The organism is Gordonia sp. 852002-50395_SCH5434458, assembly GCF_001665905.1.
Taxonomy (GTDB): domain Bacteria; phylum Actinomycetota; class Actinomycetes; order Mycobacteriales; family Mycobacteriaceae; genus Gordonia; species Gordonia jacobaea.
In genome coordinates this window covers 76,226-102,396 of record NZ_LZTC01000048.1, presented here as the reverse complement: position 1 = coordinate 102,396, position 26,171 = coordinate 76,226, and the positions used below count along the sequence as shown (strand labels likewise).

Genomic DNA, 26,171 nt, shown 5'->3' with positions numbered 1-26,171 from the left:
CCCCGACCCCTACCCCGCGGCGGCGATGGCGCGGCGGGTCGTGTGTTCGCGGCGCGCGCCGATCTGGCGGCAGATCACGTAGATCACGAACGAGATCGTCGTGACGAACACCGAGACCGGCAGCTTGGGGGCCAGCGAGAGGATCAGCCCGCCGACGGCGGCGACCTCGGCGAAGATCACCGACAGCACCATCATCAGCGTGGGGTTGGCGGTGAGGCGGGCCGCGGCGGCGCCGGGGGTGATCATCAGCGACATCACCAGCAGCGCGCCGATGATCTGCACGCCCTGCGCGCAGGCGAGTCCCATCAGGATCGCGAAGATCACCGAAAGCGTGCGCATCGGAACGCCGTTCGCCTCGGCGACGCGCGGGTCCATCGACGCGAAGAGCAGCGGCCGGTAGATCACCGCGAGCACTGCGAGCACGACGACGGTGGTGACCGCGATGGCGGTCAGGCCCTGCACGCCGACGCTGACCACCTGGCCGGTCAGCAGCGCGAAGCCCGTGCCGATCCGACCGTAGAGCGCGAGAAACAGCACGCCGAGACCCAACCCGAACGCCATCACCACGCCGATGACCGAATCACGTTCTCGTGCCTTGTTTCCCAGATAGCCGAACACGCCTGCGGCCACGACGGCGCCGATGATCCCGCCGATGTTCACGCTGATGCCGGCAAGCAGTGCAGCGGCGGCACCGGTCACCGACAGTTCGCTCGCGCCGTGCACCGCGAACGACATCTGTCGCACGACGATCAGCGGCGCCAGTACGCCGCCGAGTAGTCCGAGCAGTGCCAGCGCGAGCATGGCCTGCAGCACGAAGTCGTAGTGCAGCAGATCCGCTGTCACCGAGAAGTCCCAGAAGTCGCTCCAGTGCACGTCGGCAGCAAGCAGCGTCTGCCCGGCGGCGAGGTCGGTTGGGGTCGAGCTGATCGTCATGTCGCGGGAAGCCCCTCGGGAGCGGTGCAGTGGTGTGCGTCCTCTTCACCGCCGACGACGAGCAGACGGCCGTTGACCCGCAACACCTCGACGTCGCTGCCGTACAGCTCCGACAACGTCGCGGTGTTCATCACTTCTTCGGTGGTGCCGATGCGGAATCGGCCGCCGACCAGGTACAGCACGCGATCGACGTAGGGGAGCACGGGGTTGATCTCGTGCGTGACGAACACGACGGCTGTGCCCGCGTCGCGGCGTCGTTTGTCGATGAGTTCGACGACCCGCTCCTGGTTGGCCGGATCGAGGCTGGCCAGCGGTTCGTCGCAGAGCAGCAGTTCAGGATCAGTGGTGAGCGCTTGGGCGACGCGCAGCCGCTGCTGCTCGCCGCCGGACAGCAGGCCGACGGGTGCGTCCGCGAACTCGGTCGCGTCAACCTCGGCGAGCGCGGCGTCGACCTTCGCCCTGCGCGCCCGACGCCCGCGGATGCCGAGACCCCAGCGCGCGCCGTCGACTCCGAATCCGACGAGGTCGCGACCGCGGATCGCCATCGAGTCGGCGTCGTCCGCGTGCTGCTGCGGGATGTATCCGACCTGGTCGGTGACCGTCAGCTCACCCGCCGACAACGGGTACTGATGTAGCAGTGTGCGTAGAAACGACGTCTTGCCCGAGCCGTTGGGGCCGAGCACGGCGACGAACTCGCCGGGCATGATGTCGAGATCGAGATCATCCCAGAGCACCCGCTCGCCGAAGGCGAGTCGGGCGTGCCGGAACGATGCGACGGGTTCGCGACCGTCGGGATCAGACCCGCTCACGCCGGCAGTGCCGAGGCGAGCGCAGCGATCTGCTTCTGCTGCCAGTCGATGTAGCTGTTCTGGCCCGCAGGCAGTGTCTCGGTGAACTCCACAACAGGAACGTTGGCAGACTTCGCGATCGACAGCAACGCTTCGGTGACCGCGTCGACGGCCTGGGTGTTGTAGATGAACACCTGCACCTCACGCTTGCGGAGCAGATCCTCCATCGCGGCGCGGTCGGCGGCCGACGGCGACTGTCCCTCTTCGACGGCCGCGGTGAAGCCTTCCGGGGCAACATCGCGCAGGCCCGCCTCGGTGAGCAGGTACGCCGCGAGCGGCTCGGTCTGCGCGACCTCCGTGCCGTCGTGGGCCTTCTTGATGTCGGCGAGCGATCCGCGCAGACCGTCGATCTTCTCGTTGAACGCCTTGGCGTTGTCGCGGTACGTGGTGGCGTTGGCCTCGTCCTTCGCGGCGAGGTCGTCGGCGAGTTCGGTGGCCACCTGGCCGACGACGGGCAGGTTGTAGAAGACGTGCTCGTTGGTCTCGCCGTGCGCGGAGTGATCGGTGTCCTCGTGGTGGCCGGTCATCGTGTCGAAGGCGTTGATCACGGAGCCCTTGGCGTTCTGCGACGCCTTCTCCATGTACTCGTCGTAGTGTCCGCCGTTCATCAACACCACGTCGGCGTCGACGACCTTTGCAGAGTCGGCCGCGGATGGCTCGAACTCGTGCGGATCGCCGGTCGGATCGTTGAACAACACCGTCACCGACGCTTTGTCTCCCGCGACGGCCGACGCGACGGCACCCCACACGTTTGTCGAGGTCACGACGGTCGGCTTGCCGTCGGAACTGCCCGAGTTGTCGCCAGAACAACCGGCAAGTGTCAGTGCCCCGCCGACAGCAAGGGCCGTGGTCAGTGCCAGGACTGCGCGTTTCATCGTTCGCCTACCCTTTTCGCTAATGACAATCGTTACCGAAAGAAGTGTAGGTGATGATCGACGACGCCGCGCTGTGGGGTCGGTCCGCACGCAACGATCAGCGCGGCAGCGCCCGTCTACCTGCGTTGTTCGGGTGTGCTGAGGATCGTCGGCCGCCGGACCTTCTCTACAGTGGAGTAATGAGTTTCAGGGGGCCGCGGCGAGTCGCGCTCGTCTCGGTACACACCTCTCCGTTGGCGCAGCCCGGCACGGGCGACGCCGGCGGCATGAACGTGTACGTGTGGCAGACCGCGCAGCGCCTCGCCCGACGCGGCGTCGAGGTGGAGATCTTCACCAGAGCGACGTCGTCGTCGGATGCGCCCATCGTCGAGGCCGCGCCCGGCGTCACCGTGCGCAACGTCGTCGCCGGACCATTTGAAGGACTCGACAAACGCGATCTGCCGACGCAGTTGTGCGCGTTCACCGCCAGCGTGCTGCGGGCCGAGGCGCAGCAGCGCCCCGGCTACTACGACCTGATCCACTCGCACTACTGGTTGTCGGGGCAGGTCGGCTGGCTCGCGCGGGATCGGTGGGGAGTTCCGCTGGTGCACACCGCGCACACCCTTGCCGCTGTCAAGAATGCGTCACTCGCCGCGGGTGACACCGCGGAACCGATGCTGCGCGTGATCGGTGAGCAGCAGGTTGTCGACGAGGCTGATCGTCTCGTCGCGAACACCGCGACCGAGGCGCATGAACTGGTCTCGATGTATCACGCCGACCCGGCGCGAATCGACATCGTCACGCCGGGAGCCGATCTCGATTGCTACACCCCCGGCTCGATGGCGCAGGCGCGCGCCGAACTCGGATTGCCTTCTGAGGCAACGCTGTTGACGTTCGTCGGACGTATCCAGCCGCTGAAGGCTCCCGACGTCTTGCTGCGCGCCGCGGCTCCGCTGATCGAGCGGTCGCGGGGTGGGGATCGGCCCGTGCGGGTGCTCATCGTCGGCGGTCCGTCGGGTTCTGGTCTCGAAACACCTTCTGCGCTGGTTGATCTCGCCACGCAACTGGGTATCTCCGACGAGGTGATCTTCCTGTCGCCGCAGCCGTCCGCGAAGCTCGCGCAGGTGTATCGGGCGTCGGATGTGGTTGCGGTGCCCAGCTATTCGGAGTCGTTCGGTCTCGTCGCGATCGAAGCGCAGGCCTGCGGTACACCCGTGATCGCGGCCGATGTCGGTGGGCTGTCGGTCGCGGTCTCATCGGGACGCAGCGGTGTTCTGGTCAACGGCCACGCCATCGGCGACTGGACCAACGCGCTGGAGAAGATGATCGGTTCTCCGGACGAACTGGCCGCGATGCGTCGACACGCACGTGCGCACGCCGAGAACTTCTCCTGGGAACACACCGCAGATGCGTTGCAGGAGAGCTACTCCCGCGCGATGGCCTCGTTTGCCGCGGCCCCCGGCGCACGGGTGAGCCCGACAGGCGCCGCGCGGCGCGCGTCGAGACGGTGGCGGCGTCGTCATCGTGCGAATGTCTGATCCGAACATCCAACCGACCCAGCGTCGTCAGGAGTGATAGCGATGAGCCACATCGAGAATCTCGAACTGTTGGAGAAGTCGCTGACCGAGCGCGACATCCCCTACAGCCGAAAGAGCTCCGGCGGAGCACAATCCGAACACGTCATCCTCGATCTGCCCGGAGAGAAGAAGCTGAAGACGACGGTCCTGCTGACCGCGGGTCCGTACGGGGTGCGCGTCGAGGCATTCGTCTGTCGCCACGCCGACGAGAACCACGAGGCGGTCTACCGCTATCTGCTCAAGCGCAATCGTCGGCTCTACGGTGTCGCCTACACCATCGACAACATCGGCGACATCTATCTCGTGGGTCGGATCTCGGTGGACGCGTTGACATCTGACGAGATCGATCGCGTGCTCGGCCAGGTTCTCGAAGCCGCGGACGGCGACTTCAACACGCTTCTCGAGCTCGGGTTTGCGACGTCGATCCGCCGCGAATGGGCGTGGCGTGTCTCGCGAGGCGAGTCGCTACGCAATCTGCTCGCCTTCGAGCACCTCATCGACAAGGAATCGCTACCCGAGCCGGGGGAGCCGCTCGAAGGTCGCTACGAGCCCTCCTCGGTGGTCGACGCCGCGCAGGACGGTCCTGCGGGAGGCGCGCAGCTCGACGAGTGACGGTGCGCGAGCAGGCGGGATGCAGAGAGGGCCGTCACATCGTGGCAACAGCCGTTGGTAAGATCCTATTTGACTGATTTACCAACGGAGGTGCCATGAGCGTCAAGAGTCCCTACCCCGACGTCGAGATCCCGAATGTCAGCGTCTACGACTACCTGTTCGGCAGTATCGCCGACGACGACCTAGACCGCGTCGCGCTCGTCGACCCCAAGACCGACACGAAGACCACGTACCGCCAACTGATCGGCCAGATCAACGCCGCCGCAGGCGCTCTCGCGGCGCGCGGCATCGGCGTCGGCGATGTCGTCGGAATCCTGTCGCCGAACATTCCCGCGTTCGCCACCGTCTTCCACGGAGTGCTGCGCGCGGGTGCGACGGCCACGACGATCAACGCGCTGTTCACCGCGCGTGAGATCGCCAAGCAACTCACCGACTCCGGTGCCAAGATGCTCGTCACCATCTCGCCGATGGCCGCGCAGGCTCTCGAGGCCGCCAAAGAGGTCGGCATCGCCGACGACGCCGTCGTCATCCTCGACGGTGAGGGCGTCGAGGCGTCGGGCCATCCCAACGCCGCCGACCTGCTCGGCCCCAATCTGCCGGCGCCGGATGTCTCATTCGACCCGGCGACGCACGTCGCCGTCCTGCCCTACAGCTCGGGTACCACCGGAAACCCCAAGGGCGTCAAGCTTTCTCACACCAACCTCGTCGCCAACGTCGCGCAGATCGCCCCACTGCAGGGGATGGCGCGCGACGACGTGATCGTCGCTGTCCTCCCGTTCTTCCATATCTACGGCATGACCGTTCTGCTCAACGCCGCACTGCGCGCCCGCGCGAGCCTCGTCGTGATGGCCAAGTTCGATCTCGTCGAATTCTTGGAGAACATCCAGAATTACAAGGTCACCTACGCGTTCATCGCGCCGCCGGTCGCGGTGGCTCTCGCGAAGCATCCGATCATCGACAACTACGACCTCTCGTCGCTGCACACGATGCTCTCCGGTGCGGCGCCGCTCGACGACGAGCTCGGCAAGGCGGTCGCCAAGCGACTGAATCTGCACATGTTGCAGGGTTACGGCATGAGCGAGCTCTCGCCCGTCAGCCACCTCATCCCAGTCGACTCGCAGGCCGTGCTTGGGCTCGACGAGCCGCCGCTCTCGTCGGTCGGCTGGCCAATTCCGAACTCGGAGAACAAGATCGTCGACCCGGCAACGGGTGAGGAGTTCACAGTGCCGAGCGAGGGCTTGTCCGAGCCCGGCGAACTGTGGGTCCGCGGACCCAACGTGATGCTCGGATACCTCAACAACGAGCAGGCCACCAACGACACCATCGACGCCGACGGCTTCCTTCACACCGGCGACATGGCCCAGCTCGACGCCGACGGATCGGTCTACATCGTCGATCGCCTCAAGGAGCTCATCAAGTACAAGGGCTACCAGGTGCCGCCGGCCGAGCTGGAGGCGCTGCTGCTCACGCACCCGAAGATCGCCGACACGGCAGTCATCGGTGTCATCGAGGAGGAGTCCGGCGAGGAGATCCCGAAGGCTTTCGTCGTCAAGCAGTCTGATGTGGAGCTGACCGAAGCCGAGGTCATCGACTTCGTCGCCGCGAAGGTCGCGCCGCACAAGAAGGTGCGCGCCGTCGAGTTCATCGAGGTCATCCCGAAGTCGGCTTCCGGCAAGATCCTGCGCAAGGATCTGCGCAAGTAGCCACCCAGATCGCAAGGCAGCGGGCCGCTTTCGGATACTTCCGAGGGCGGCCCGCTCTTGTCGATGACCCGTCGACCCCGTGTGGAGGCTCGGGTGAAGCCCCCGTGCAAAGCCTCTGTATGGAAAACTGACCCCTATGAGCAACGGCACCCTGATTCTCATGCGGCACGGCGAGAGCGAATGGAACGCGTCCAACCAGTTCACCGGTTGGGTCGACGTCGCGCTGACCGACAAGGGTCGAGCGGAGGCGACGCGCGCGGGCGAGCTGCTCGTCGAGCACGATCTGTTGCCGGACGTCCTCTACACCTCGCTCCTGCGACGCGCGATCACCACCGCGAACATCGCGCTCGACGCCGCCGACCGGATCTGGATTCCGGTCGTCCGCGACTGGCGTCTCAATGAGCGTCACTACGGCGCCCTGCAGGGTCTCAACAAGGCCGACACCCTCGCGAAGTTCGGCGAGGAGCAGTTCATGCTGTGGCGCCGCTCCTACGACACCCCGCCGCCGCCGATCGAACCCGACTCGGAGTACAGCCAGACGAATGATCCCCGGTACGCCGACCTCCCCGAGGTTCCGCTGACCGAGTGCCTCAAGGACGTCGTCGAGCGACTCATCCCGTACTTCGAATCCGACATCGCCGCCGATCTCAAGGCGGGTAAGACGGTGCTCATCGCCGCGCACGGCAACTCGCTTCGCGCGCTGGTCAAGTACCTCGACGGCATCTCCGACGCCGACATCGCCGCGCTCAACATCCCTACGGGTAACCCGCTGCGCTACGACCTCGACGACAACCTCAAACCGCTCAACCCCGGCGGCACCTACCTCGATCCCGAGGCTGCTGCCGCAGGTGCTGCGGCCGTCGCGGCGCAGGGTAAGAAGTAGTCCGTAACCCAATTGTCACGGGCGGGTTGCCGTGACCGCGGTTACATTGGTTGCATGGCCGATTCTGGAACCCTGCGCATAGTCCACTCGGCACCGCAGGAGAGGTACGAGGCGATCCTCACCGATCCCGAGTCCGATCCGCGCGACGTCGAACCCACCGATCGGCTGGTCGGGTACCTGGACTACGTGTCGGAGCCCTACCAGGTGATTCTGACTCACACGGTGATCCTCGACGCCTACTCGGGACGCGGGTACGCAGGCCAGCTCGTTCGGACCGTCCTCGACGACATCCGGTCGCAGGGCAAGCAGGTTGTGCCGGTCTGCTCGTACGTTCGTCACTACATCGACCAGCACCCCGAGTACGCCGACCTGGTGGCGTCGGTCACCTCCTGAATGCAAGCGACGGCGGTGTCACGTAATGCGGGTGGAACGGTGCGTGAACAGCGGTCGAACTGTCCTGCACTGAGTGTTCCTGCAGTTTGGTGGGCCGTAAGCTGACGTTGTGACCGGTGTATTCGTGGGCGGCGTGACAGTTGCCGTCGTCCTCGTGGCAGCCGTCCTCGTCGGATTCGCGCTCGGTCGTTTCTGGCGTCGTGACGCGATGTCACGCAGCGGGCTCGACAGCAGTCGCGACGATGCGAACCACGCGACCAATGTTGCCGCCCCCGTCGTTCCCGAGATCGCCGACGATCAGCCCAGCTACGCGTTGACTCTCGCCGAGCGCCCGCGGGTGGTGCCCGAGAGCGCCGAGCTGCGCGAGACCGACGTAAACGGCGTCACGGAGGACGGTCGGATGACCACCGCGGGACTGCTCGGACTGATCGTGCGAAACTCCGACACCGCGGTCGCGGTCGTCGACCAGTTCCGCGACGTCGTCCTCTACAACCATCGCGCCGTCGAATTGGCTCTCGTGCGCGACAGGCTGCTCGACGATTCGGTCTGGGAAGCGGCGAAAGAAGTCCTCGACACCGAGGCCGAGCGTCGTTTCGATTTCGAACCCCCCGCGTCGGCGTTGGGATTTCTCTCGACGGGACGTGCACGCGGCAAGACCGTCGAATCGGTGAGCTGTATCGCGCGGCTGGTCCGTGAGGGCGAGGAGCGCTACGCCGTTGTCTACGGCGCCGACGACACCGAGCACCTGCGCGTCGAGGCGACCCGCCGCGACTTCGTCGCCAATGTGTCGCACGAACTGAAGACGCCCGTCGGTGCCATCAGCCTGCTCGCAGAGGCGCTGCTGGAGTCGTCGGACGACTCGGATTCGGTGCAGCACTTCGGTAATCGTGTGGTCGCCGAGGCCACGCGCATGGGCAACATGGTCACCGAACTGCTCGCACTATCGCGACTGCAGGAGGGCGAGACCGCCGACTTCTCACTCGTCGACATCGACACACTGATCGACGACGCGATCGAATCAGCCGGTGTCGCTGCCGAAGCGGCGTCGATCTCACTGCGCGCCGACGCCCCGGCAGGCCTGACGGTGCGCGGCGACCGGATGCTGTTGTTGACGGCACTGAACAATCTGATCGTCAATGCCATCTCCTACTCCCCGCCGCACACAACCGTCTCGGTGAGCAGGCGGGTGACCCGCCACGACGGACGGCCGATGGTGGCGATCGCCGTGACCGATCGGGGCATCGGGATCGCGCCGGCCGATCAGCAACGAGTCTTCGAGCGCTTCTTCCGTGTTGACAAGGCGCGGTCACGCAGTACCGGCGGCACCGGCTTGGGGCTCGCAATCGTCAAACACGTCGCCGCCAATCATGGTGGAGTCATCTCGCTCTGGAGTAAGCCAGGCACCGGCTCGACGTTCACGCTGTGCATTCCGCAGGACATGAGCACCGAGATCGGTTGGGGCGACGACGACACCGACGTGGCCGGCACCGGAATAGCCGGTACCGAAATAATCGAACCTACGGCAGCTGTAGCCGTGGTCCAGGGCGAGACGGTTCCGTCTGCGCCACTCGCACGACCGAAGGAAACCGACAGGTGACTCACGTTCTGATCGTCGAGGACGAGGAATCGCTGGCCGATCCGCTGGCATTCCTGTTGCGCAAGGAGGGATTCGAGGCCACTGTCGTCAACGACGGCGCTGCGGCACTCGGCACTTTCGATCGCGTCAGCCCCGACATCGTTCTGCTCGATCTGATGCTGCCCGGCATGTCCGGCACGGAGATCTGCAAGTCGTTGCGCACGCGGTCGAGCGTGCCGGTGATCATGGTGACCGCGCGCGACAGCGAGATCGACAAGGTCGTCGGACTCGAACTCGGTGCCGACGACTACGTCACCAAGCCGTACTCGGCGCGCGAGCTCATCGCCCGCATCCGTGCCGTGCTGCGCCGCGGTGGCGACGGAATCGACGACGACCTGGCCATCGGCATTCTGGAGGCAGGTCCGGTCCGGATGGACGTCGAGCGCCACATCGTCGCCGTCAACGGACAGCAGATCACGTTGCCGCTCAAGGAGTTCGACCTCCTCGAGTACCTCTTGCGCAACTCCGGCCGAGTGCTGACCCGCGGTCAGCTCATCGACCGTGTGTGGGGTGCGGACTACGTCGGCGACACCAAGACTCTCGATGTCCACGTGAAGCGGCTGCGTTCGAAGATCGAGCCCGACCCGGCCAGCCCGAAGCACCTCGTGACGGTCCGCGGGCTCGGCTACAAACTCGAGCCCTGACTGTTCGACTCCCGGCTGTCCGGGTCGTGACTGTTGGAGTTCTGACTGTTGGAGTTCTGACCCGTGCCGAGCGTGGCCTGAGCCACCTGGTCGCCGCCTGATCGTTTTGCCGTGTACATCGCCGTGTCCGCCGACGCGACCAGTTCGAACACGTCGCTGGTCGGGGTGCCGGTGGCGACGCCGAGGCTCGCCGACACGCCGAGATCGGTTTCCTGGCTGATTGTCTGCAGGACGCGGGCGGCGAGGCACTCCGCATCGGTCTTCGTTGCACGCAACACCATCGCGAATTCGTCGCCGCCCAGTCTGACGATCAGTGTCTGCGTACCCGGGACCTGGCAACGTCGGAGTACGTCGGCTACTGCGACGAGGACGTCGTCGCCTCGCTGGTGCCCGTAGATGTCGTTGACGGCCTTGAAGTTGTCGAGATCGACCGCGACGACCGTCCACGGGGTCGAGTCGGGTGATTCGATCTCGGCCTTCGCGACCTCCTGTCGAAGGCCGCGCCTGTTCAGCAATCCGGTCAGCGAGTCGACCGCCGACGCGTCAGCACTGGACCGGAACATGCTGTAGGCGATGCGCAGGAACGGCAGGACAAGCGCTGTCAGCAACAAGGCGATCAAGCCTTTGCTCATCGCGACCGGAAGCCATTGCAGGCCTTGAACGAAACCGCTTGCGACCACGGCAGTGACCACCACGGTGACCGCGAAGACGATATGGCAGATGTTGGCTGCGGTGCTGTGGAAGAAGGCGATGTAGGCCCCCGTTGCCGCGAACAGCGGTGTCGCGGCAACGCCGAGCACGAGGTTGTGATGAGCGAAACATGCTGTCGCGACACCGATGTCGGCTGCGGCGATCAATACCAACGATTCGAGATGCGACGGCCAGCGCCCGAAAAGCCACCGTGCCGCCCAGCAGATGCCGGCGACGGCCAGACCCGCCATCACGAGGTTGCCATACGGCCACAGCACGCCTGGGGGAGCGAGGGCGGCGAGCATCGCAGTCACCCCGATGGTGGCGCCGTCGATCGCTACCAGCCACCTGCTCCAGCGGAGCAGGCCGCGCGCGACGAGATAGGACACCAGCCACTCGTACTCGTCGGCCTTCAGCAACTGCCGAGCTGTATTTGGTATCCCAAATCGCATGCTCGGTAGTGTGCCCGATGCGCGGCGCCTGCGAAGCGGTTAACCCAGTTCCTCGTACTTGATGTCAGTCGTCCGGCGCGTGGTCGCCGCGGCTGTCGCCGGATGGACCGCGACGATCCCGAGGCCGTTGCGGCGTCGGCACGCCCGAGCCAACTCGTCGTATGCGGGTTTGCCGAGGAGTTCGGTCAGTTCCGGGGCGTAGGACTCGAAGACCTGCGTCGCGCCGACGTGGGCGTCGGGCGAACCCGAGCAGTACCACTTGAGATCGTGTCCGCCCTCGCCCCAACCGCGACGGTCGAACTCGGTGATCGTGGTCTTGAGGACCTGCGTCCCGTCGGGGCGCTCCACCCAGTCCTGCTCGCGCCGGATCGGAAGTTGCCAGCACACATCGGGTTTCACGCTCCACGGCTCGATGCCCTTGCGCAGCGCCATGGCGTGTAGTGCACATCCGGGTCCGCGGTCGAAACCGGGACGATTGAGAAAGATGCACGCGCCCTTGTGAGTTCGCGTCTTGAGTGCGGGCTCGTCGTCGAGGTCTCCCTCTTCGAGATACCCCTTCTTGCCGAGGGGATCTTTGCCGGATCCCTTCTCGTAGAACTGCCAGTCGTCAGGGGTGAGCATGGCGACGCTCTTCGCGAGATGCTTCCGGTCGTCCTTGTCGGTCAGGTAGGCGCCGTGGCTGCAGCAGCCGTCGTCGGGTCGGCCGTCGATGATCCCTTGGCACGCCGGTGTTCCGAAGACACACGTCCAGTGCGACAACAGCCAGGTCAGGTCGGCGTTGATGAGGTGTTCTGGGTCCGCGGGATCGAAGAACTCATACCATTCGCGCGCGAAGTCGAGTGGTACCTCGGGAGCCGGTGAGATCTGTGCGGACGGGGTGGGGCTTGGCACGCGTTCACGGTAGTCGTATCGGCAGCGTGGCGTCTGATCGCGCCCGTGTGTTTCGCCACCCACGCAACATGGCGAATCGTCGAAGCACTACCGTGTATGCGTGCGTTTAGGAGTGCTCGACGTGGGCAGCAATACTGTCCACCTGCTCGTCGTCGATGCCCATCGCGGCGGCCATCCGACACCGATGAGCTCAACCAAGTCGGTTCTGCGGCTCGCCGAACAGATCGACGAGAAGGGCAGGCTCACCGAGCGCGGTGCCCGATCGCTGATCGACTCGGTCGACGAGTTCACCCACATCGCCGCCACGTCGGGGTGTGAGCAGACGATGGCGTTCGCGACGTCTGCTGTGCGCGATGCGACCAATTCCGAAGAAGTGCTCGACCGCGTCGAAGCCAAGACCGGTGTCCGAGTGACCGTGTTGAGCGGTCGCGACGAGGCGCGGCTGACCTCGCTGGCCGTGCGGCGCTGGTACGGCTGGAGCGCCGGGCGCATCCTCGCGCTCGACATCGGAGGTGGATCGCTCGAGATCTCCAACGGCGTCGACGAGGAGCCCGACGTCGCGTTGAGCCTGCCGCTGGGCGCGGGCAGGTTGACCCGCGAGTGGCTGCCCGACGATCCGCCGGACCGTCGACGTATCGGCGTGCTGCGTGACTGGCTCGACGCCGAGCTCAGGGACCCCGCGCGCGAACTGCGTGCCGCGGGCAAACCCGACATCGCGGTTGCGACGTCGAAAACGTTCCGGTCGCTCGCGCGGCTGACAGGCGCGGCGCCGTCGGGAGCCGGGTTGCGGGTCAAGCGTCAACTCACCGCGAGCGGGCTGCGCCAGTTGATCGCCTTCATCTCGCGGATGACCCGCGACGACCGCGCAGAACTCGAGGGCGTCAGCGCCGACCGTGCAGGTCAACTCGTTGCGGGCGCGCTCGTCGCGGAGGCGGCGATGCGGGCGCTGTCGGTCGATACACTGGAGATCTGTCCGTGGGCCTTGCGCGAGGGCGTGATCCTGCGTCGTCTCGACACCGAGCTGGCGGACAACCAAGAACAGATCGGGACGACCCCCACTGAAGCGACCCGCACAGGGTCGGCGGGTTCGACACCGGCAACCCAGGGCCTGCGCTAGGCGGCCTGAGGAGGAGAGCGAGTTTCGATGGCCAAGCAACCGGGGTCACCCACGGGCGGATCGGACGACTCGGCGTCGGAGTCGAGGCCCATCTCCGTGTCGGAACTGCTCGCACGTCGCGACGCCGCCATCGCCGACGAGGAACGCACGAAGCGCCTCACCGAAACCCGCGGCAGGCGCCGTGCCGGGCGCGACGGAGCCGTCTCGGTGTCTGAGCTCACCGGCGAGATCCCGCGGATCACCGACGCGCCCAGGAGCGAAGCCCCGAAGACCAGCGCACCGAAGAACCAGGCTCCAAAGACTCAGGCTCCAAAGACTCAGGCACCGAAGACCGACACCCCGGCGGCCGGCGCGCCGAATGCCTGGGAGTCGCCTGACTCCGCGCCGCATTTCCCGCGGTCGAGCAGCCCGGTCCCGCGACGTGCGACCGACCGCCGACCGCTCCAGGATTCCGCCGACCCCGCCGGCGCGTCGACCGGATTCGACCGCGGTGTCTACGACGCTCCTCCTCAGACACGCGACTTCAGTTCCGCCGCCATCGCCGAGCGGGCATCGCGCGGCACGTCCGACGGGGAACCTGTCAGCGACGAGCACGCGAACGCTGTCACCGGAATCATCCCGATCGTCGGCGACGACGACACCGCCGATGGCGTGCGACTCGTCGAGGCCGACGACGTCGACGTCGTAGAACTCGATGCGCCGCCGCCCGCCCGCACCGGCAGGTTCGCAGACGTCATCGACGACGACTTCGACGCATACCGGTCGTTCGCCGAATACGACGATGACGACGAGAAGAGTGCGTCGTCGAAGAAGCGCTCGGCCCGACGCTCCGGCGACAAACCCAAGCGCAAGCGCGGGTGGTTCGGGCGCAAGGCCGCCGCGCGGGACGACCGCACCGACGTCGAGTCCGACTCACTCGTCGACGACGATCGCCACACCTCCGGAGCCGCGCTCGTGGAGGAGACCACGGCCATCGGGATCGTCGAGGAGTCACGCGACGTGATCCCCGACGCCGAGCGATCCGGTGACGTCGAGACATTCAGTGACGTCGAACGACCCAGTGACGCAAGTGCTTACGACGACGACAGCAAGTTCGACGCAGGCAAGTTCGACGGCGACCGCGCGTACGGCTACTCGTCCTTCGACAGTGTCCGCGAGGATGACGACGAGCGCGACGCCCGTGAGCACGCCGATCGAGATGCGGCCGAGGCGCTCGAATCAGACTCACCCGAGGCCGCGACGACAGGCTCGACCGGAGTCGGCGCCGCCGCGGTCGCGCCCGCAGTCAGCACGAGCCCAGCGGACAAGAGCCCTGCGGAAAAGAACCCAGCGGACGCGGGCGCAGCGGACAAGAGCGCGGCAGACGAGAAGGAAACGGACAGCACGGCGGCTCTCCTAGCCCCGACGTCCGACGCCCCCAAATCCAAAACCCTCACGTCGAAGGCGGCAACGTCCAAGGACTCGCAGACCGGCGACTCCGACGACGAAGACGGCCGTTCGCCGGCGAAGGCGTGGCTGTTGGTCATCGGCGAGGCGATCCTCGGGCTGGCGGTCGGTGTCGGATTGTTCTGGGGATTCACCGAGCTCTGGCGCTGGAACGTCTACTTCGCGCTGGTGTTGGCGGTGCTGGTGATCTTCGGCATCGTCTCGTTCACCCACGCCGTGCGGCACTCCCGCGACCTGTTCACCACGTTGCTGGCGCTGGGCGTCGGACTGATTGTGACCATCGGCCCGCTGGTGTTGCTCGCGACGTGAGGATCTGATGGTCACTCCTGTAGCCGACATCCCCATCGGGCTGTCGACGGCGTCGGTCTATCCGCAGAACACCGAGGCTGCCTTCGCGTACGCGGCCGAGCTGGGTTTCGACGGCGTCGAACTCATGGTGTGGGGTGAGGCTGTCAGCCAGGACATCTCTCACGTCGAGTATCTGTCCGAGCGATATCAGGTTCCGGTGCTGTCGATCCACGCGCCGTGCCTGCTCATCTCGCAGCGCGTATGGGGTCGCGATCCGCAGGCCAAGCTGGCGCGGGCGGTGTCGGCGGCGGAGGATCTCGGAGCGCCGACCGTCGTCGTACATCCACCTTTCCGCTGGCAGCGGGCGTACACCGCAGCATTCGACGATCTCGTGACGGAGCTCGAGGAGAACAGCGGCGTCGACGTCGCGGTGGAGAACATGTTCCCGATGCGCGCCGACAGGCTCTTCGGCGCGGGTAAGCGCTCGGCGCAGCGGTTGAACGCACGTGGGGGAGGACCGGGCCGCGCGGCATCGGCGTTCGGGAAGTCCACCGACCCCACCGACGACGGGTACGCGCACTACACCCTCGACCTCTCGCACACCGCGACGGCCGGGGTCGACGCGGTCGAGCTGTTCGATCGCATGGGGTCGGCGCTGAGCCATCTCCACCTCGCCGACGGCAGCGGTGCGGCAACCGACGAGCACCTGATTCCGGGCGACGGATCGCAACCCTGCGTCGAGGTGTGTCGACGCCTTGCCGCGAGCGACTTCGCCGGGGCTGTTGTGCTCGAGGTCAGCACGGGATCGGCACGCACCAAACCCGAACGCGCGGCCCTCCTCGGGCGCGCCCTCGACTTCGCGCGAACCAACCTTCGACGCGATCCCGTCCGCACTGCACCGATCCAGGAGACCGAAACCGAATGAGCGACAAGATCGCTGGGCTGTTGACCCTGCGTCCCACCGAGGGCCCCGGCGATGTGAATTACCGCGCGAGTATCGACCCGACGTTCACGATCGGACCCAAGGTGCACGGCGGCACGATGCAGATGCTGGTCGCCCGAGCGGCGCTGCACGCATACGACGAGCTCGTCGGGTCAGACGAGTCGATGCCGTCGGCAGCCGACCTCGTGCCCGTCGCCATTGCCAGCGACTACCTCGCCGCGCCCGATCCCGCCGACGTCGACCTGGCGGTGACGCTGCGCAAACGCGGTCGCACCGTCACCCTGCTGACCGTCGACCTCGCGCAGAACGGACGACTGATGGTGTCGTCGTCGGTCACCCTCGCGCGACCCGACAGCGGCACGCCGCATCACTCGGCGCCGTCCGTGCTCGACGACCTGCCCGTCGATCCCCAGCCCGGCGGCATCTCCATCGACGGCTCGCCGGTCGGTGAGGTCATGCACCTCGGGGCTGCACTCGACCTGGTGCTCGATCCGACGAGCTTCCCCGTCGCGCGTGGTGAGACCGGTGAGCCGGTCGTGCGCGGGTGGACGCGTCCGAAGAACGCCGAGCCCGACGTCGATTTCGCCGTGCTGGTCTGCGACATCTCGCCGCCGGTGGTGATGAACCTCGCGCTCTTCGGGTGGGCGCCGACCGTCCAGCTCACCACCTATGTCCGACGACATCCCGCGCCGGGTTGGCTGCGGTTCGCGGCGTCGAGTACCGAGGTAGGACCCGGAATGTTCGAGGAGGACCACCTCGTGGTGGACTCGACGGGCACCGTGGTCGCGCAGTCGCGTCAGCTCGCGCTGATCCCGCAGCGGCAGAGCTGATACGAACCCGGCTGACCCGAATTCCGCTGACCACAGATGTCACGGCTGAGAAGAAAGGCACCACGACGTGAGTGAACGGATCGCCGTCATCGGCGGCGGCAAGATCGGCGAGGCGCTCCTTGCCGGACTCATCGCAGCGGGTCACCAGCCCAAGAACCTGGCCGTGGCCGAGCCCAACGAGGGACGCGCCCGCGAGCTCTCCGAGGAGTACGGCGTACTGGTCACCGATATCCCCACCGCGGTCGAGGGCTCCCAATACGTCTTCATCGCGGTGAAACCCGACATCGTCGACGCCGTGCTGCGCCAACTCGCGCGGGTCGACGACGACGGCGAATCCGAGCGCGTCACCATCAGCCTCGCGGCGGGAGTGCCGATCGCCCGCTACGAGAACGCGCTGCCCGCAGGCGTGCCGGTCGTGCGGGTCATGCCGAATACGCCGATGCTCGTGAACGAAGCGATGTCGGCGGTCGCGCCGGGGCGCCACGTCGACCCAGAGCAGCTCACCGCGGTCGTCGGGCTGCTCGAGAGCGTCGGCAAGGTCATCGTCGTCCCGGAGAAGCAGATGGATGCGGTCACCGCGATCTCGGGCTCCGGACCCGCCTACGTGTTCCTCCTCGCCGAATCGATGATCGACGCAGGCGTTGCGCTCGGCCTCACCCGCGCGCAGGCGAGCGAATTGGCAGTGCAGACGATCCGCGGGTCGGGGATCCTGATGAGCGACTCCGGGGTCTCTCCGGTCGACCTGCGCGCAGCCGTGACATCGCCCGGTGGAACCACCGCGGCCGCGATCCGCGTGCTCGAGGAAAACGGTGCGCGAGCAGCGATGTATCGGGCCACGGAGGCGTGTGCGCAAGCCAGTGCGCGCGCGGGACGTCGACCCGACGTTGAGGGTTTGGGAGGCTGAACAGCCGACCACGTCGGGTGTCGGCTCCCAATATTTGGGGCTTCTACCGGCCAAAACCCCAGCATGTTGTGGTCGAGGGCCAGAAATGCCGCCGATCCAGGCCACTTACGTCGCTTTTTTCACATCTGCCACGCTAAGCTGCTTTAAGCACGTGCGTGTCTGGTGTCCGCCGGAGGGGAAGCCGGCGGCCGCGACGCGTGCTCCGGAGGTATGAGTAACTCATGGCAGCAGAGACTCCTGGTGACAGGTCAGGTGCGGTCAGCAACGCGGCTTCAGGGTCGCAGTTCTTGACCGTGGCCGAGGTCGCATCGTTGATGCGCGTCTCGAAGATGACCGTTTATCGCCTCGTCCACAGTGGGGAACTCCCCGCCGTGCGCGTGGGTCGTTCCTTCCGTGTGCACGCCAAGGCTGTGCATGACTACCTGGAGACGTCCTACTTCGACGCCGGTTAGTCCGACCGCGAACTACGAGGCAACTCCTGCCGAACGCGCGCAGCGCGCCGTCGGCAGGAGTTGTGGTGTTCACCAGAGGTCCCCTGATTTTTCTCTTTGCGACCTCGACCGGTAGTGTTGATGATCGCGTAGCTGATCTCGCCGCAAGGTTCCGGCGGGCAGGCCTCACCACCCAAGTGTGAGTGTCGACGACAGCGTGCCGTGAAACCGCGTGAGACCGTGTGAGTAAGGAAGTGCCCCGATGGGTTCAGTGATCAAGAAGCGCCGCAAGCGCATGTCGAAGAAGAAGCACCGCAAGCTTCTGCGTCGTACCCGCGTGCAGCGTCGCAAACTCGGTAAGTGAGCGCTCGCGCCGAGTAAGTCGGCGCGGATTCGCTCCACCGATACGTTCGCGGTCATCTCGACCGCGCGCCAAAAGAACCCGCCTGAGTGCGGGTTCTTTTTCGTCGGGCTAGCCTTGCGTTCATGCCCGATGGTTCTCAATCCGACGTCCAACAGGTTCCGCGCACGGTGCTGGTCACCGGGGCGTCGACCTTTCTCGGTGGATACCTCGTCGCCGCACTGGCGGCCAATCCCGACGTCGAGCGGGTCCTCGCAGTCGACTCACGGGTGCCGCGCAAGGACCTGATGCGGCGAATGGGGCGCGCAGAGTTCCTGCGCCTCGACATCCGCAGGCCCGCGATAGCGAAGGCGATCTCGCACTACGAGGTCGACACCGTTGTGCACGCCGCGACGTCGATCATGGAGACCGCTCCGCACTCCGCGGCCATCAAGGAGTTCAATCTCCTCGGCGCGATGCAGGTGTGCGGTGCGTGTCAGCGAAGCCCCTCGGTCAAACGGCTCATCCTGCGTTCGACGGCGATGGTCTACGGTGCGAGCCCCCGCGACCCCGCCTACTTCACCGAGGAGACGCCCGCTAAGCGTGAACCCCGTCGCGGCTACGGACGCGACATGCTCGACGTCGAGGGGTACGTGCGCGGACTCGCGCGACGACGCCAGGACATCGACGTGACGACGATGCGACTGCAGGCCATGCTCGGTCCTCGAATCAACACCAGGATGAGTTCCTATCTTTCGCTCCCGGTGGTTCCGACTGTCATCGGCTATCAACCACGTCTGCAATTTCTGCATGAAGAGGACGCACTCGCAGCAATGGAACACGTGACGCTGCGTGGGCGGCCGGGAACTTTCAACATCGCAGGCGACGGAGTGGTGACGTTGACGCAGGCCATTCGACGCGTCGGACACGTGGAACTGCCCGTGGTGAGCGGTCTGCTCGCGCCGATCACCGGGGTGATGCAGAATCTTCGCTCAGCTCGTCTGCGGTCGTCGCAGACCGAATTCCTTACGTACGGAAGGGTTCTCGACACAACGAGGATGCGCACCGAGCTCGGATTCGCGCCCCGGTACTCAACGTCGGAGACGCTCGACGACTTCGTCGACCGCAGTGGTGTGACTCCTGTGATCGCGCCGGATACGTGGCGAAAAGCGGAACGACAAGTCGTATCGGCGGCGCATCGGCTTGCCTGAACAATTCGCGCACAAATCGCACAGACTGTCTGTTTTTGGCGTCAATTTGAATCCCCAATTTGACGCATTCAATGACAATGCAAATACGGCGGCGGAACGTGCACTATCAGGGACGAACCCGTAAACTCGGGCGTCAGGCCCGGTGCGTCGACGCAGCGACACCAGGCACCCCCCTCCCGTTCTTCTGCGTCATACCCGTTGGGGGTGGAACGCCTTGTCGAATCACGTGACGTCTTCTGGTGATGCACGGACGGCAAAGGTGATCCAGTTGTACGCAAGCTCCGGTGTGGGCAACTCCAGGGCGGGCCTCGAAGCGTCTCGTCGCGATCAGCCGGGAGTCACGCGCGATGGCGGCCGCGGTCGCCACCCGAGCCAGCAGGCAACGGCGCCGTCGAGTATCGGCCACCCCAATACCGACGGCTTCGGCCGGCCGCCCGCTGCGGTCACCCCCATCAACGACGACGTCGCGCTCGAGACCGACGCCCTCGGCGTCGAGCAGCGTGGACCTGCGCGCAGCCCGTTGTTCAGTCTCGGTGGTATCCGTGGTGCAGTTGCTGATTCACTTACTGCCACAGCGGGTTTCATTCGTGAGCGGATGACCGGCGACTACGAGATCGACGACTTCGGCTTCGACCCGCACTTCACCGAGTCGGTCTGGTTCCCCGCGATCCGCCAGGTGTACGAGAAGTGGTTCCGTGTCGAGGTGACCGGTGTGGAGAACCTGCCGCTCACAGGTGGCGCTCTGCTCGTCGCCAACCATGCCGGTGCGTTGCCCATCGACGCGCTGATGACCAGCCTCGCCTTGCACGACAATCACCCAACCGGTCGGCATCTGCGAATCCTCGCCGCCGACATGGCTTTTGACACACCAGCGGTCAGCGAGGTGGCCCGCCGTATCGGCGCGACCCTCGCATGCACCAACGACGCCGACCGCCTGTTGCGAGCGGGCGAACTCACCGCGGTGTGGCCCGAGGGCTACAAGGGGATCGGAAAGCTCTACAAGGATCGGTACAAGCTCGCGCGATTCGGTCGCGGAGGCTTCGTGACGACGGCGCTGCGCAACGCCAGCCCGATCATCCCGGTGTCGATCGTCGGGTCGGAGGAGATCTACCCGATGCTCGCCGACCTCAAGCCGATCGCCCGCATCCTCGGGCTGCCGTACCTGCCCATCACGCCGACGTTCCCACTGCTCGGACCGCTGGGTCTGGTGCCGCTGCCGTCGAAGTGGCATATCCACTTCGGCCGTCCCATCGAGACGGGCGGCTACGACGAGTCGTCCGCCGACGACCCCATGGTTGTCTTCGACCTCACCGACCATGTCCGCGAAGAGATTCAGCAGACACTGTTCCGCATGCTCAGCCGTCGGGGGAGCGTGTACTTCGGCTGAGTGGCAGCGAGCGGTGGGCGATACTCTCAGGGCGTGAGTTTCGACGCCGACTTGGGCCCCATCAATTTCATTGTCGTGAGTTTTCCGTCGGCGCCCGTGCCGTCGGCCGGCTTCGCGGTGCTGACCGACCTGGTTGCTGCGGGTCGGGTCAACGTTCTCGACACGGAGTTCGTCAGCCGCGACGCCGACGGCAAGGTGCAGCGACTCGACGCCGCGAGCGTCGGCCTCGACGAATTCTCGGGTGCCGACTCGCACCTGATCGATGACGACGACGTCGCTGCTGCCGCGGAATCGCTCGCCGCAGGCGAGGTCGCCGCCATCGTGGTCTACGAGGAGCTATCGTTCCTCCCCGTCATCGGCGCGTGGGGTGCCGACGGCGGAACCGTGCTCACCGAGGGGCCGGTCCTCGTCGACGACCTGATCGACGCTCTCGACGCCACTGACGCTCTCGAAGGGAACTGATCATGAGCCTGATTCGCACAGCGGGCCGCGCGGCCGTCGCCAGCTCGGTGCACGGCCGGGTGCAGCGTCGGCAACAGGACAGGTGGGCCGCGCAGGCAGCATCGCAGCAGGCGCACGCCGCGCAGCAGCCGGTTGCGCAGCCTGTTGCCCCACAGCCGGTTGCCCAGCCTGTTGCTGCGCCGGCCGCTCAGCCGGTTGCCGCAGATCCGAAGTCGCAACTCATGAATGCGCTCACGTCGCTGCGGTCGGCGGGCGTCGTCACCGATACCGAGTTCGCCGAGATCTCGTCGCGCATCTTCTCCTGACGAGGCTCTGGCGGCTGCGACGGGCTTGTCCCGTCCGGACTTGTTCTCGCTTGGCCGGACCCAGGGCAGGGAGCCGCGTCACAGCGTCGGCGTATTGTGCGGTAGAACGTTACAACGAGTGTTGGAACATCGCACGAGAGGAAGCCGATGCGGGCAGTGGTGTGTCACGAGGGCAAGCTGAGTGTCGAGGAGATCGAGAAGCCGCAGCCAGGTCCAGGTCAGGTGTTGTTGAAGGTGCGGCGCACCGGGATCTGCGGCTCTGATCTGCACGCGCGCACGCACGGTGACGACACCGCCGATGTCACCGCCGAGGTCGGCTACGACCGCTTCATGCGCTCGACAGATCACGTCGTGATGGGCCACGAATTCATCGGCGAGATCGCCGAGTACGGCCCCAAGTGCCGCAAGAAGTGGGCGCCGGGAACCCTGGTCGCCGCACTACCGATCATCAAGCACGGCGAGACCGAGCACCTCGTCGGACTCAGCGCCGACGCCCCCGGTGCCTACGCCGAGTACGTCGTCGTCTCCGAGGACATGACGATGCCCGTGCCCGACGGCGTGCCACTCGACCACGCCGCCCTGACCGAACCGCTGTCGGTTGCCGTGCACGCGGTCAACCGCGGTGACGTGAGCAAGCGCGACGTCGCGGTCGTGGTGGGCTGCGGACCTATTGGGCTGTCGGTGATCCTGGTTCTCAAGGCCAAGGGCGTCAAGACCGTCATCGCCTCCGACCTGTCGGCGGGTCGTCGAGATCTTGCCCGACGCTGCGGCGCCGACATCGTCGTCGACCCGACTGTCGACTCCCCGTGGGACATCGCCGCCAAGAAGGGCGAATACCTCACGCGCACAGGGCAATTGCTCGGCACCGCGTTCGACGCCATGCACATCCTGCGCCGCATCTACGGCCTGCCGTGGTGGAAGGCAATCGAACTCGGCGACAAGGTCGGCGCCACCCCGAAGGGGCCGGTCGTGTTCGAGTGCGTCGGCGTGCCGGGAATGATCGAGAACATCGTGTCGGGCGTGCCGCTGCGGACGCGCATCGTCGTGGTCGGCGTGTGCATGGAGTCCGACCGCTTCCGACCCGCGATGGCGATCAACAAAGAACTCGACCTGCGCTTTGTGATCTACTACGACCCCGCCGAGTTCCGCACCGCGCTGCACCTCATCGCCGACGGCAAGGTCGACGTGACGCCACTGGTCACCGGCATCATCGGATTCGACGCAGTCGCAGACGTTTTCGAGATCCTCGGCGGCGCGGAGCACCACGCGAAGGTGCTCATCGACCCGTCGAGCCCCGTCGCGGGGCTCTGAGGCCGGCGGGGCCGGCAGGCCGGCGGGAGGTTTCTAGGGGAAGGGTTTTTCCCCTAGTTTTGGCCGTCGAGCCCGCGGGTGGTTTCTAGGGGAAAGGTTCTTTCCTCGGGTTGTGGCGCACCGGCCGGCGGAAGTTTCTAGGGGAAAGGTTTTCTCCTCGGGTTTTGTACTCGTCCCCGCGAAGTTTGCGGGGGAGAGGTCAGGAAGTGCCGGAAAGATTCCTTCCCCTACTTTCTGCGGGCGGGGCGTCGACGGTGCGGCGCGCCGTTTCGACGGTGCGGCAGGCTGTTTCGGGAGCTGCTGGCCCGAAGTTTCTAGGGGAAAGGTTCTTTCCTCGGGTTTCGTACTCGTCCCCGCGAAGTTTCCGGGGGAGGTGTCAGGAAGTGCCGGAAAGATTGCTTCCCCTACTTTCGACGCCCCGGCTGGCAGGAGGTTTCTAGGGGAAGAATCCTTCCCCTACTTTCCGCCGGCGCGCGCCGAAACCCGAAGCCCGACGCCCGACGACCCCTCGGCGTCAGCCCTTGTTGCGCAGCAGCTTCACGGCGCCGGCGCTCGCGGCGCCCGCGGCCCCGACGACCAGTGCCGTCGACGCCCCGTACTTTGCGGCCTTGCGGGCGGTACGGAAGTCGTACATCTCCCAGCCGCGCACCTTTGCGACGTCGCGCAGGTCAGCGTCGGGATTGATCGCGACGGCGCGCCCGACCAGTGACAGCATCGGGACGTCGTTGTGTGAGTCCGAGTACGCGGTGCACCGCTTGAGGTTCAGTCCTTCGCGAATTGCCAACGCGCGCACGGCATGTGCCTTGCCCGGGCCGTGCAGGATGTCGCCGACGAGTCGTCCGGTGAACTTGCCGTCGACGCTCTCGGCGACGGTGCCGAGTGCACCGGTAAGGCCTAGGTGGTCAGCGATGGTCTGTGCCAGCTCGACCGGAGTCGCGGTGACCAGCCACACCTGCTGACCGGCGTCGAGATGGCGCTGAGCCAAAGCCCTTGTGCCAGGCCAGATCTTGTCGGCGATGTACTCGTCGTAGATCTCCTCGCCGAGTCTGGCGAGCTCGGCTGTCTCGCGACCGGCGATGAACGACAACGCCTTTTCCCGACCCTCTGCGACGTCTTGGGCGTTCTCTTTGCCCGTGATGCGGAACTTCGCCTGCGTCCACGCGAAGTCGAAGATGTCGGAGTACGAGAAGTACTTTCGCGCGGCGAGTCCGCGCGCGAAGTGCACGATCGACGCTCCCTGCACCAGCGTGTTGTCGACGTCGAAGAACGCCGCGGCGGTGAGGTCGACGTCGACGTCGGGTTCGGTTTCGCTCGGTGGCCGGGCGCGCAGCGAATCGACGGCCGCCTGCGCCGACGCCTCTCCCGCGAGGGCCTGTCGCAATTCCTGCGCGGTCTGCCGGAACCGTCCGGTGGCCGCGGTAGCTCGCTCGGAGATCCAGGTCGTGACCCGGCGGGATTCTTCGTCGTCGAACTCGTCGTCGGCATGGATCTCGTCGTCATCGTCGCCGACGGAACCGTCGACGTCGTCGGCGTGCGACTCCCAGTCCTCGCCACTGCGGACCGGCCGCGCCTCGGCATCTGCGGAATCGGACGCGCCCACGCCGCCCGAAGGGGCCTCGCTACCTGGCGTTCCGCCGTCTGAGGCGCCCTTGTGCGGAGTGTCGCCGACGTCGGACACCTCGGACCCGGAATCGGGAACCTCGCCGTTCGGCTCCTCGCCCTCAGAGGTCACGCCCACCCTCCACCTCTCACGAATGCACAACCACTCAACGAATGCCGCCTCGCTCAGGCCTGCTCACCAACAGAGTAGTCATGGTGTCAGACTGTTCTGGCACCAACGTCGAAGGAGTTCGTTCGATGTCCATCACGCTGCTAACCCGCGACGGCTGCTCGGCCTGCGAGGCCGCCCGCGCCGACCTGGATCGGATCTGCGGCGAGCTGTCCGTCGAGTTCGACATCGTCGACGTCGACGCCGCCGCGAACTCCGGCGACGTCGAGCTACGCGCCGAGTACGGCGACCGTCTGCCCGTCGTCCTGCTCGACGGCGAAGAGCACAGCTACTGGGAGGTCGACGAGCCGCGGTTGCGCGCCGACCTCGACGCCGCCAAGCGCTGAACGCCCGAGCGCGCGGCGAAACCCTGAACCCGCGAACTCCCCGAACTCCCGCCGCGGGTCGCGTGCCGAGCGTCGAAGGCCGCGTATTACGCTGATCCTTCGGTCGGGTTAGTCGAAAGTGAGTGTGCGCAATGGCTATCGGGTCGGCGTCTGATCGCATCCCCGAGCCGTCGGTGACGCGCCTGGCCACCTACCTCCACGTTCTGCGCTCCCTGGGGCAGCGGGGCATTCTGATCGCCTCCAGCGGCCAACTGGCGACCGCGGCGGGAGTCAACCCGGCCATCCTCCGCAAAGATCTGTCCCATGTCGGCGCCAACGGCGTACGCGGCGTCGGATACGACGTCGGACGCCTCACCGCCCGCATCGCGCTCGCACTGCACACCGACACCGTCCACACCGTCGTGCTCGTCGGCGCAGGCACCCTCGGTCGCCTACTCGTCGCGCACACAGCCACCGACCGCACCTTCCGGGTCGTCGCGATGTTCGACGACGATCCGGACGTCATAGGGACCGTCGTCGACGACGTGGTGGTCTCCCCGTGCGCCGGTCTCGCTTCTCTTGCGAACGATCCGTCGATCGGCCAGGTCGACATCGGGGTGATCGCCACCGGTCCTGACAAGGCACAACGCGCAGCTGACGCGTTGATCGCCGCGGGAATCCGGCAACTGCTGAACGTGACCGCCGCAACGTTGTCGACGGACTCCGATGTCGTCGTCAGACAGGTTGATCTAGCCTTGGAGTTGCAGGTGCTGACGTTCCACGCGTCACGCACCCCGTTGTCTGTCGGGGAAGATGGGCAGCAGGGCCATGTCGACCTGCCTGTGGACGTGCCGCTCAGGGCCAAGGGGCCCGGCGACGATCTGGCTGTTGACCAACTGCCGGGGGTCGGCGTCGCGGACGTGCCCAGAACAGACATACGGAGTGTGGGTCAAGGATGATGAGTGCGAGATCTGCGATGGAGACGG

Annotated in this window: 27 protein-coding genes; 21 read left to right on the top strand and 6 right to left on the bottom strand. The window is 66.1% G+C overall.

All coding sequences use genetic code 11. The annotated features are described in order from the left end of the window. Positions 1-9 precede the first annotated feature (9 nt). From A5785_RS11625 to A5785_RS11615, 3 genes are read right to left on the bottom strand one after another with little or no spacing between them, the layout of a single operon-like run. Complete coding sequence (locus tag A5785_RS11625; protein WP_064866564.1) at positions 10-933, bottom strand: metal ABC transporter permease; 924 nt, start codon at positions 931-933, stop codon at positions 10-12. Further along, on the bottom strand, positions 930-1,742 hold the full coding sequence (locus A5785_RS11620; protein ID WP_064866562.1) for a metal ABC transporter ATP-binding protein: 813 nt from the start codon (positions 1,740-1,742) through the stop codon (positions 930-932). Before A5785_RS11620 ends, A5785_RS11625 begins: the two co-directional genes overlap by 4 nt. After that, a complete protein-coding gene (locus A5785_RS11615) occupies positions 1,739-2,656 on the bottom strand; it encodes a metal ABC transporter solute-binding protein, Zn/Mn family (protein WP_064866560.1) in 918 nt (305 codons plus the stop codon). Before A5785_RS11615 ends, A5785_RS11620 begins: the two co-directional genes overlap by 4 nt. A gap of 179 nt (positions 2,657-2,835) precedes the next feature. Between A5785_RS11615 and mshA the strand changes: the two genes are divergently transcribed. The 7 genes from mshA (at position 2,836) to A5785_RS11580 (ending at position 10,083) form a co-directional block, all read left to right on the top strand. Continuing rightward, positions 2,836-4,173 (top strand): D-inositol-3-phosphate glycosyltransferase, encoded by a 1,338-nt coding sequence (gene mshA, locus A5785_RS11610; protein WP_064866618.1) that lies wholly within the window; start codon positions 2,836-2,838, stop codon positions 4,171-4,173. Between the two features lie 42 nt (positions 4,174-4,215). Continuing rightward, positions 4,216-4,824: a YbjN domain-containing protein gene (locus tag A5785_RS11605; protein WP_049699853.1), complete on the top strand. Its 609-nt coding sequence runs from the start codon at positions 4,216-4,218 to the stop codon at positions 4,822-4,824. Between the two features lie 95 nt (positions 4,825-4,919). Then, a complete protein-coding gene (locus A5785_RS11600; protein ID WP_064866558.1) occupies positions 4,920-6,527 on the top strand; it encodes an AMP-binding protein in 1,608 nt (535 codons plus the stop codon). 136 nt (positions 6,528-6,663) lie between these two features. Beyond that, entirely contained in the window at positions 6,664-7,410 is a 747-nt protein-coding gene (locus A5785_RS11595; RefSeq protein ID WP_049699851.1) for a phosphoglyceromutase, read from the top strand. 54 nt (positions 7,411-7,464) lie between these two features. Further along, on the top strand, positions 7,465-7,803 hold the full coding sequence (locus A5785_RS11590; protein WP_049699850.1) for a GNAT family N-acetyltransferase: 339 nt from the start codon (positions 7,465-7,467) through the stop codon (positions 7,801-7,803). Positions 7,804-7,912: 109 nt separating this feature from the next. Next, positions 7,913-9,400: a sensor histidine kinase gene (locus tag A5785_RS11585; protein ID WP_064866556.1), complete on the top strand. Its 1,488-nt coding sequence runs from the start codon at positions 7,913-7,915 to the stop codon at positions 9,398-9,400. Then, positions 9,397-10,083, top strand: a complete 687-nt coding sequence (locus tag A5785_RS11580; protein WP_049699848.1) for a response regulator transcription factor — start codon at positions 9,397-9,399, stop codon at positions 10,081-10,083. The genes A5785_RS11585 and A5785_RS11580 overlap by 4 nt, the downstream gene beginning before the upstream one ends. Here the strand turns inward: A5785_RS11580 and A5785_RS11575 are convergent. Both A5785_RS11575 and A5785_RS11570 read right to left on the bottom strand, forming a co-directional pair. Continuing rightward, entirely contained in the window at positions 10,065-11,225 is a 1,161-nt protein-coding gene (locus tag A5785_RS11575) for a GGDEF domain-containing protein (RefSeq protein ID WP_064866554.1), read from the bottom strand. The two genes, A5785_RS11580 and A5785_RS11575, sit on opposite strands and share 19 nt — an antisense overlap. Positions 11,226-11,264: 39 nt before the next feature. After that, positions 11,265-12,089 (bottom strand): hypothetical protein, encoded by an 825-nt coding sequence (locus tag A5785_RS11570; RefSeq protein WP_416259124.1) that lies wholly within the window; start codon positions 12,087-12,089, stop codon positions 11,265-11,267. 127 nt (positions 12,090-12,216) lie between these two features. Here A5785_RS11570 and A5785_RS11565 point away from each other — a divergent pair, with 127 nt between their 5' ends. The 12 genes from A5785_RS11565 (at position 12,217) to A5785_RS11515 (ending at position 23,091) form a co-directional block, all read left to right on the top strand. Beyond that, entirely contained in the window at positions 12,217-13,233 is a 1,017-nt protein-coding gene (locus tag A5785_RS11565) for a Ppx/GppA phosphatase family protein (protein ID WP_049699846.1), read from the top strand. Positions 13,234-13,260: 27 nt separating this feature from the next. Continuing rightward, entirely contained in the window at positions 13,261-14,988 is a 1,728-nt protein-coding gene (locus A5785_RS11560; protein ID WP_064866552.1) for a hypothetical protein, read from the top strand. A 7-nt stretch (positions 14,989-14,995) separates the two neighbouring features. Then, on the top strand, positions 14,996-15,892 hold the full coding sequence (locus A5785_RS11555; protein WP_064866550.1) for a sugar phosphate isomerase/epimerase family protein: 897 nt from the start codon (positions 14,996-14,998) through the stop codon (positions 15,890-15,892). Next, complete coding sequence (locus A5785_RS11550) at positions 15,889-16,740, top strand: thioesterase family protein (protein WP_064866548.1); 852 nt, start codon at positions 15,889-15,891, stop codon at positions 16,738-16,740. The genes A5785_RS11555 and A5785_RS11550 overlap by 4 nt, the downstream gene beginning before the upstream one ends. A 67-nt stretch (positions 16,741-16,807) precedes the next feature. Further along, positions 16,808-17,644, top strand: a complete 837-nt coding sequence (proC, locus tag A5785_RS11545) for a pyrroline-5-carboxylate reductase (protein WP_049699842.1) — start codon at positions 16,808-16,810, stop codon at positions 17,642-17,644. A gap of 221 nt (positions 17,645-17,865) precedes the next feature. Then, entirely contained in the window at positions 17,866-18,096 is a 231-nt protein-coding gene (locus tag A5785_RS11540; protein ID WP_005204681.1) for a helix-turn-helix domain-containing protein, read from the top strand. Between the two features lie 241 nt (positions 18,097-18,337). After that, entirely contained in the window at positions 18,338-18,439 is a 102-nt protein-coding gene (locus A5785_RS22920; protein ID WP_003402602.1) for a 30S ribosomal protein bS22, read from the top strand. Positions 18,440-18,561: 122 nt separating this feature from the next. Further along, positions 18,562-19,626, top strand: coding sequence for an NAD-dependent epimerase/dehydratase family protein (locus A5785_RS11535; RefSeq protein ID WP_049699841.1), 1,065 nt, complete (start codon positions 18,562-18,564; stop codon positions 19,624-19,626). A 214-nt stretch (positions 19,627-19,840) separates the two neighbouring features. Next, on the top strand, positions 19,841-21,013 hold the full coding sequence (locus A5785_RS11530; RefSeq protein WP_049699840.1) for a lysophospholipid acyltransferase family protein: 1,173 nt from the start codon (positions 19,841-19,843) through the stop codon (positions 21,011-21,013). A 33-nt stretch (positions 21,014-21,046) separates the two neighbouring features. Further along, a complete protein-coding gene (locus tag A5785_RS11525) occupies positions 21,047-21,475 on the top strand; it encodes a DUF6325 family protein (protein ID WP_049700076.1) in 429 nt (142 codons plus the stop codon). A gap of 2 nt (positions 21,476-21,477) precedes the next feature. Next, positions 21,478-21,780, top strand: a complete 303-nt coding sequence (locus A5785_RS11520) for a hypothetical protein (RefSeq protein ID WP_049699839.1) — start codon at positions 21,478-21,480, stop codon at positions 21,778-21,780. A 147-nt stretch (positions 21,781-21,927) separates the two neighbouring features. Then, on the top strand, positions 21,928-23,091 hold the full coding sequence (locus A5785_RS11515; RefSeq protein ID WP_049699838.1) for a zinc-binding dehydrogenase: 1,164 nt from the start codon (positions 21,928-21,930) through the stop codon (positions 23,089-23,091). Between the two features lie 514 nt (positions 23,092-23,605). On the opposite strand, the gene A5785_RS11510 is transcribed toward A5785_RS11515, so the two are convergent. Then, a complete protein-coding gene (locus tag A5785_RS11510; RefSeq protein WP_082937919.1) occupies positions 23,606-24,691 on the bottom strand; it encodes an HAD family hydrolase in 1,086 nt (361 codons plus the stop codon). A gap of 257 nt (positions 24,692-24,948) precedes the next feature. Here A5785_RS11510 and A5785_RS11505 point away from each other — a divergent pair, with 257 nt between their 5' ends. Both A5785_RS11505 and A5785_RS11500 read left to right on the top strand, forming a co-directional pair. Continuing rightward, positions 24,949-25,206 (top strand): glutaredoxin family protein, encoded by a 258-nt coding sequence (locus tag A5785_RS11505; protein WP_049700770.1) that lies wholly within the window; start codon positions 24,949-24,951, stop codon positions 25,204-25,206. Positions 25,207-25,337: 131 nt separating this feature from the next. Continuing rightward, positions 25,338-26,144, top strand: a complete 807-nt coding sequence (locus tag A5785_RS11500) for a redox-sensing transcriptional repressor Rex (protein ID WP_049700771.1) — start codon at positions 25,338-25,340, stop codon at positions 26,142-26,144. Positions 26,145-26,171 lie beyond the last annotated feature (27 nt).

Coding starts and splice junctions, on each gene's coding strand:
- A5785_RS11625 (WP_064866564.1), bottom strand. CDS start 933: ATGACGATCAGCTCGACCCCAACCGACCTCGCCGCCGGGCAGACGCTG.
- A5785_RS11615 (WP_064866560.1), bottom strand. CDS start 2,656: ATGAAACGCGCAGTCCTGGCACTGACCACGGCCCTTGCTGTCGGCGGG.
- mshA (WP_064866618.1), top strand. CDS start 2,836: ATGAGTTTCAGGGGGCCGCGGCGAGTCGCGCTCGTCTCGGTACACACC.
- A5785_RS11605 (WP_049699853.1), top strand. CDS start 4,216: ATGAGCCACATCGAGAATCTCGAACTGTTGGAGAAGTCGCTGACCGAG.
- A5785_RS11600 (WP_064866558.1), top strand. CDS start 4,920: ATGAGCGTCAAGAGTCCCTACCCCGACGTCGAGATCCCGAATGTCAGC.
- A5785_RS11595 (WP_049699851.1), top strand. CDS start 6,664: ATGAGCAACGGCACCCTGATTCTCATGCGGCACGGCGAGAGCGAATGG.
- A5785_RS11590 (WP_049699850.1), top strand. CDS start 7,465: ATGGCCGATTCTGGAACCCTGCGCATAGTCCACTCGGCACCGCAGGAG.
- A5785_RS11575 (WP_064866554.1), bottom strand. CDS start 11,225: ATGCGATTTGGGATACCAAATACAGCTCGGCAGTTGCTGAAGGCCGAC.
- A5785_RS11560 (WP_064866552.1), top strand. CDS start 13,261: ATGGCCAAGCAACCGGGGTCACCCACGGGCGGATCGGACGACTCGGCG.
- A5785_RS11555 (WP_064866550.1), top strand. CDS start 14,996: ATGGTCACTCCTGTAGCCGACATCCCCATCGGGCTGTCGACGGCGTCG.
- A5785_RS11550 (WP_064866548.1), top strand. CDS start 15,889: ATGAGCGACAAGATCGCTGGGCTGTTGACCCTGCGTCCCACCGAGGGC.
- A5785_RS11540 (WP_005204681.1), top strand. CDS start 17,866: ATGGCAGCAGAGACTCCTGGTGACAGGTCAGGTGCGGTCAGCAACGCG.
- A5785_RS22920 (WP_003402602.1), top strand. CDS start 18,338: ATGGGTTCAGTGATCAAGAAGCGCCGCAAGCGCATGTCGAAGAAGAAG.
- A5785_RS11535 (WP_049699841.1), top strand. CDS start 18,562: ATGCCCGATGGTTCTCAATCCGACGTCCAACAGGTTCCGCGCACGGTG.
- A5785_RS11520 (WP_049699839.1), top strand. CDS start 21,478: ATGAGCCTGATTCGCACAGCGGGCCGCGCGGCCGTCGCCAGCTCGGTG.
- A5785_RS11515 (WP_049699838.1), top strand. CDS start 21,928: ATGCGGGCAGTGGTGTGTCACGAGGGCAAGCTGAGTGTCGAGGAGATC.
- A5785_RS11505 (WP_049700770.1), top strand. CDS start 24,949: ATGTCCATCACGCTGCTAACCCGCGACGGCTGCTCGGCCTGCGAGGCC.
- A5785_RS11500 (WP_049700771.1), top strand. CDS start 25,338: ATGGCTATCGGGTCGGCGTCTGATCGCATCCCCGAGCCGTCGGTGACG.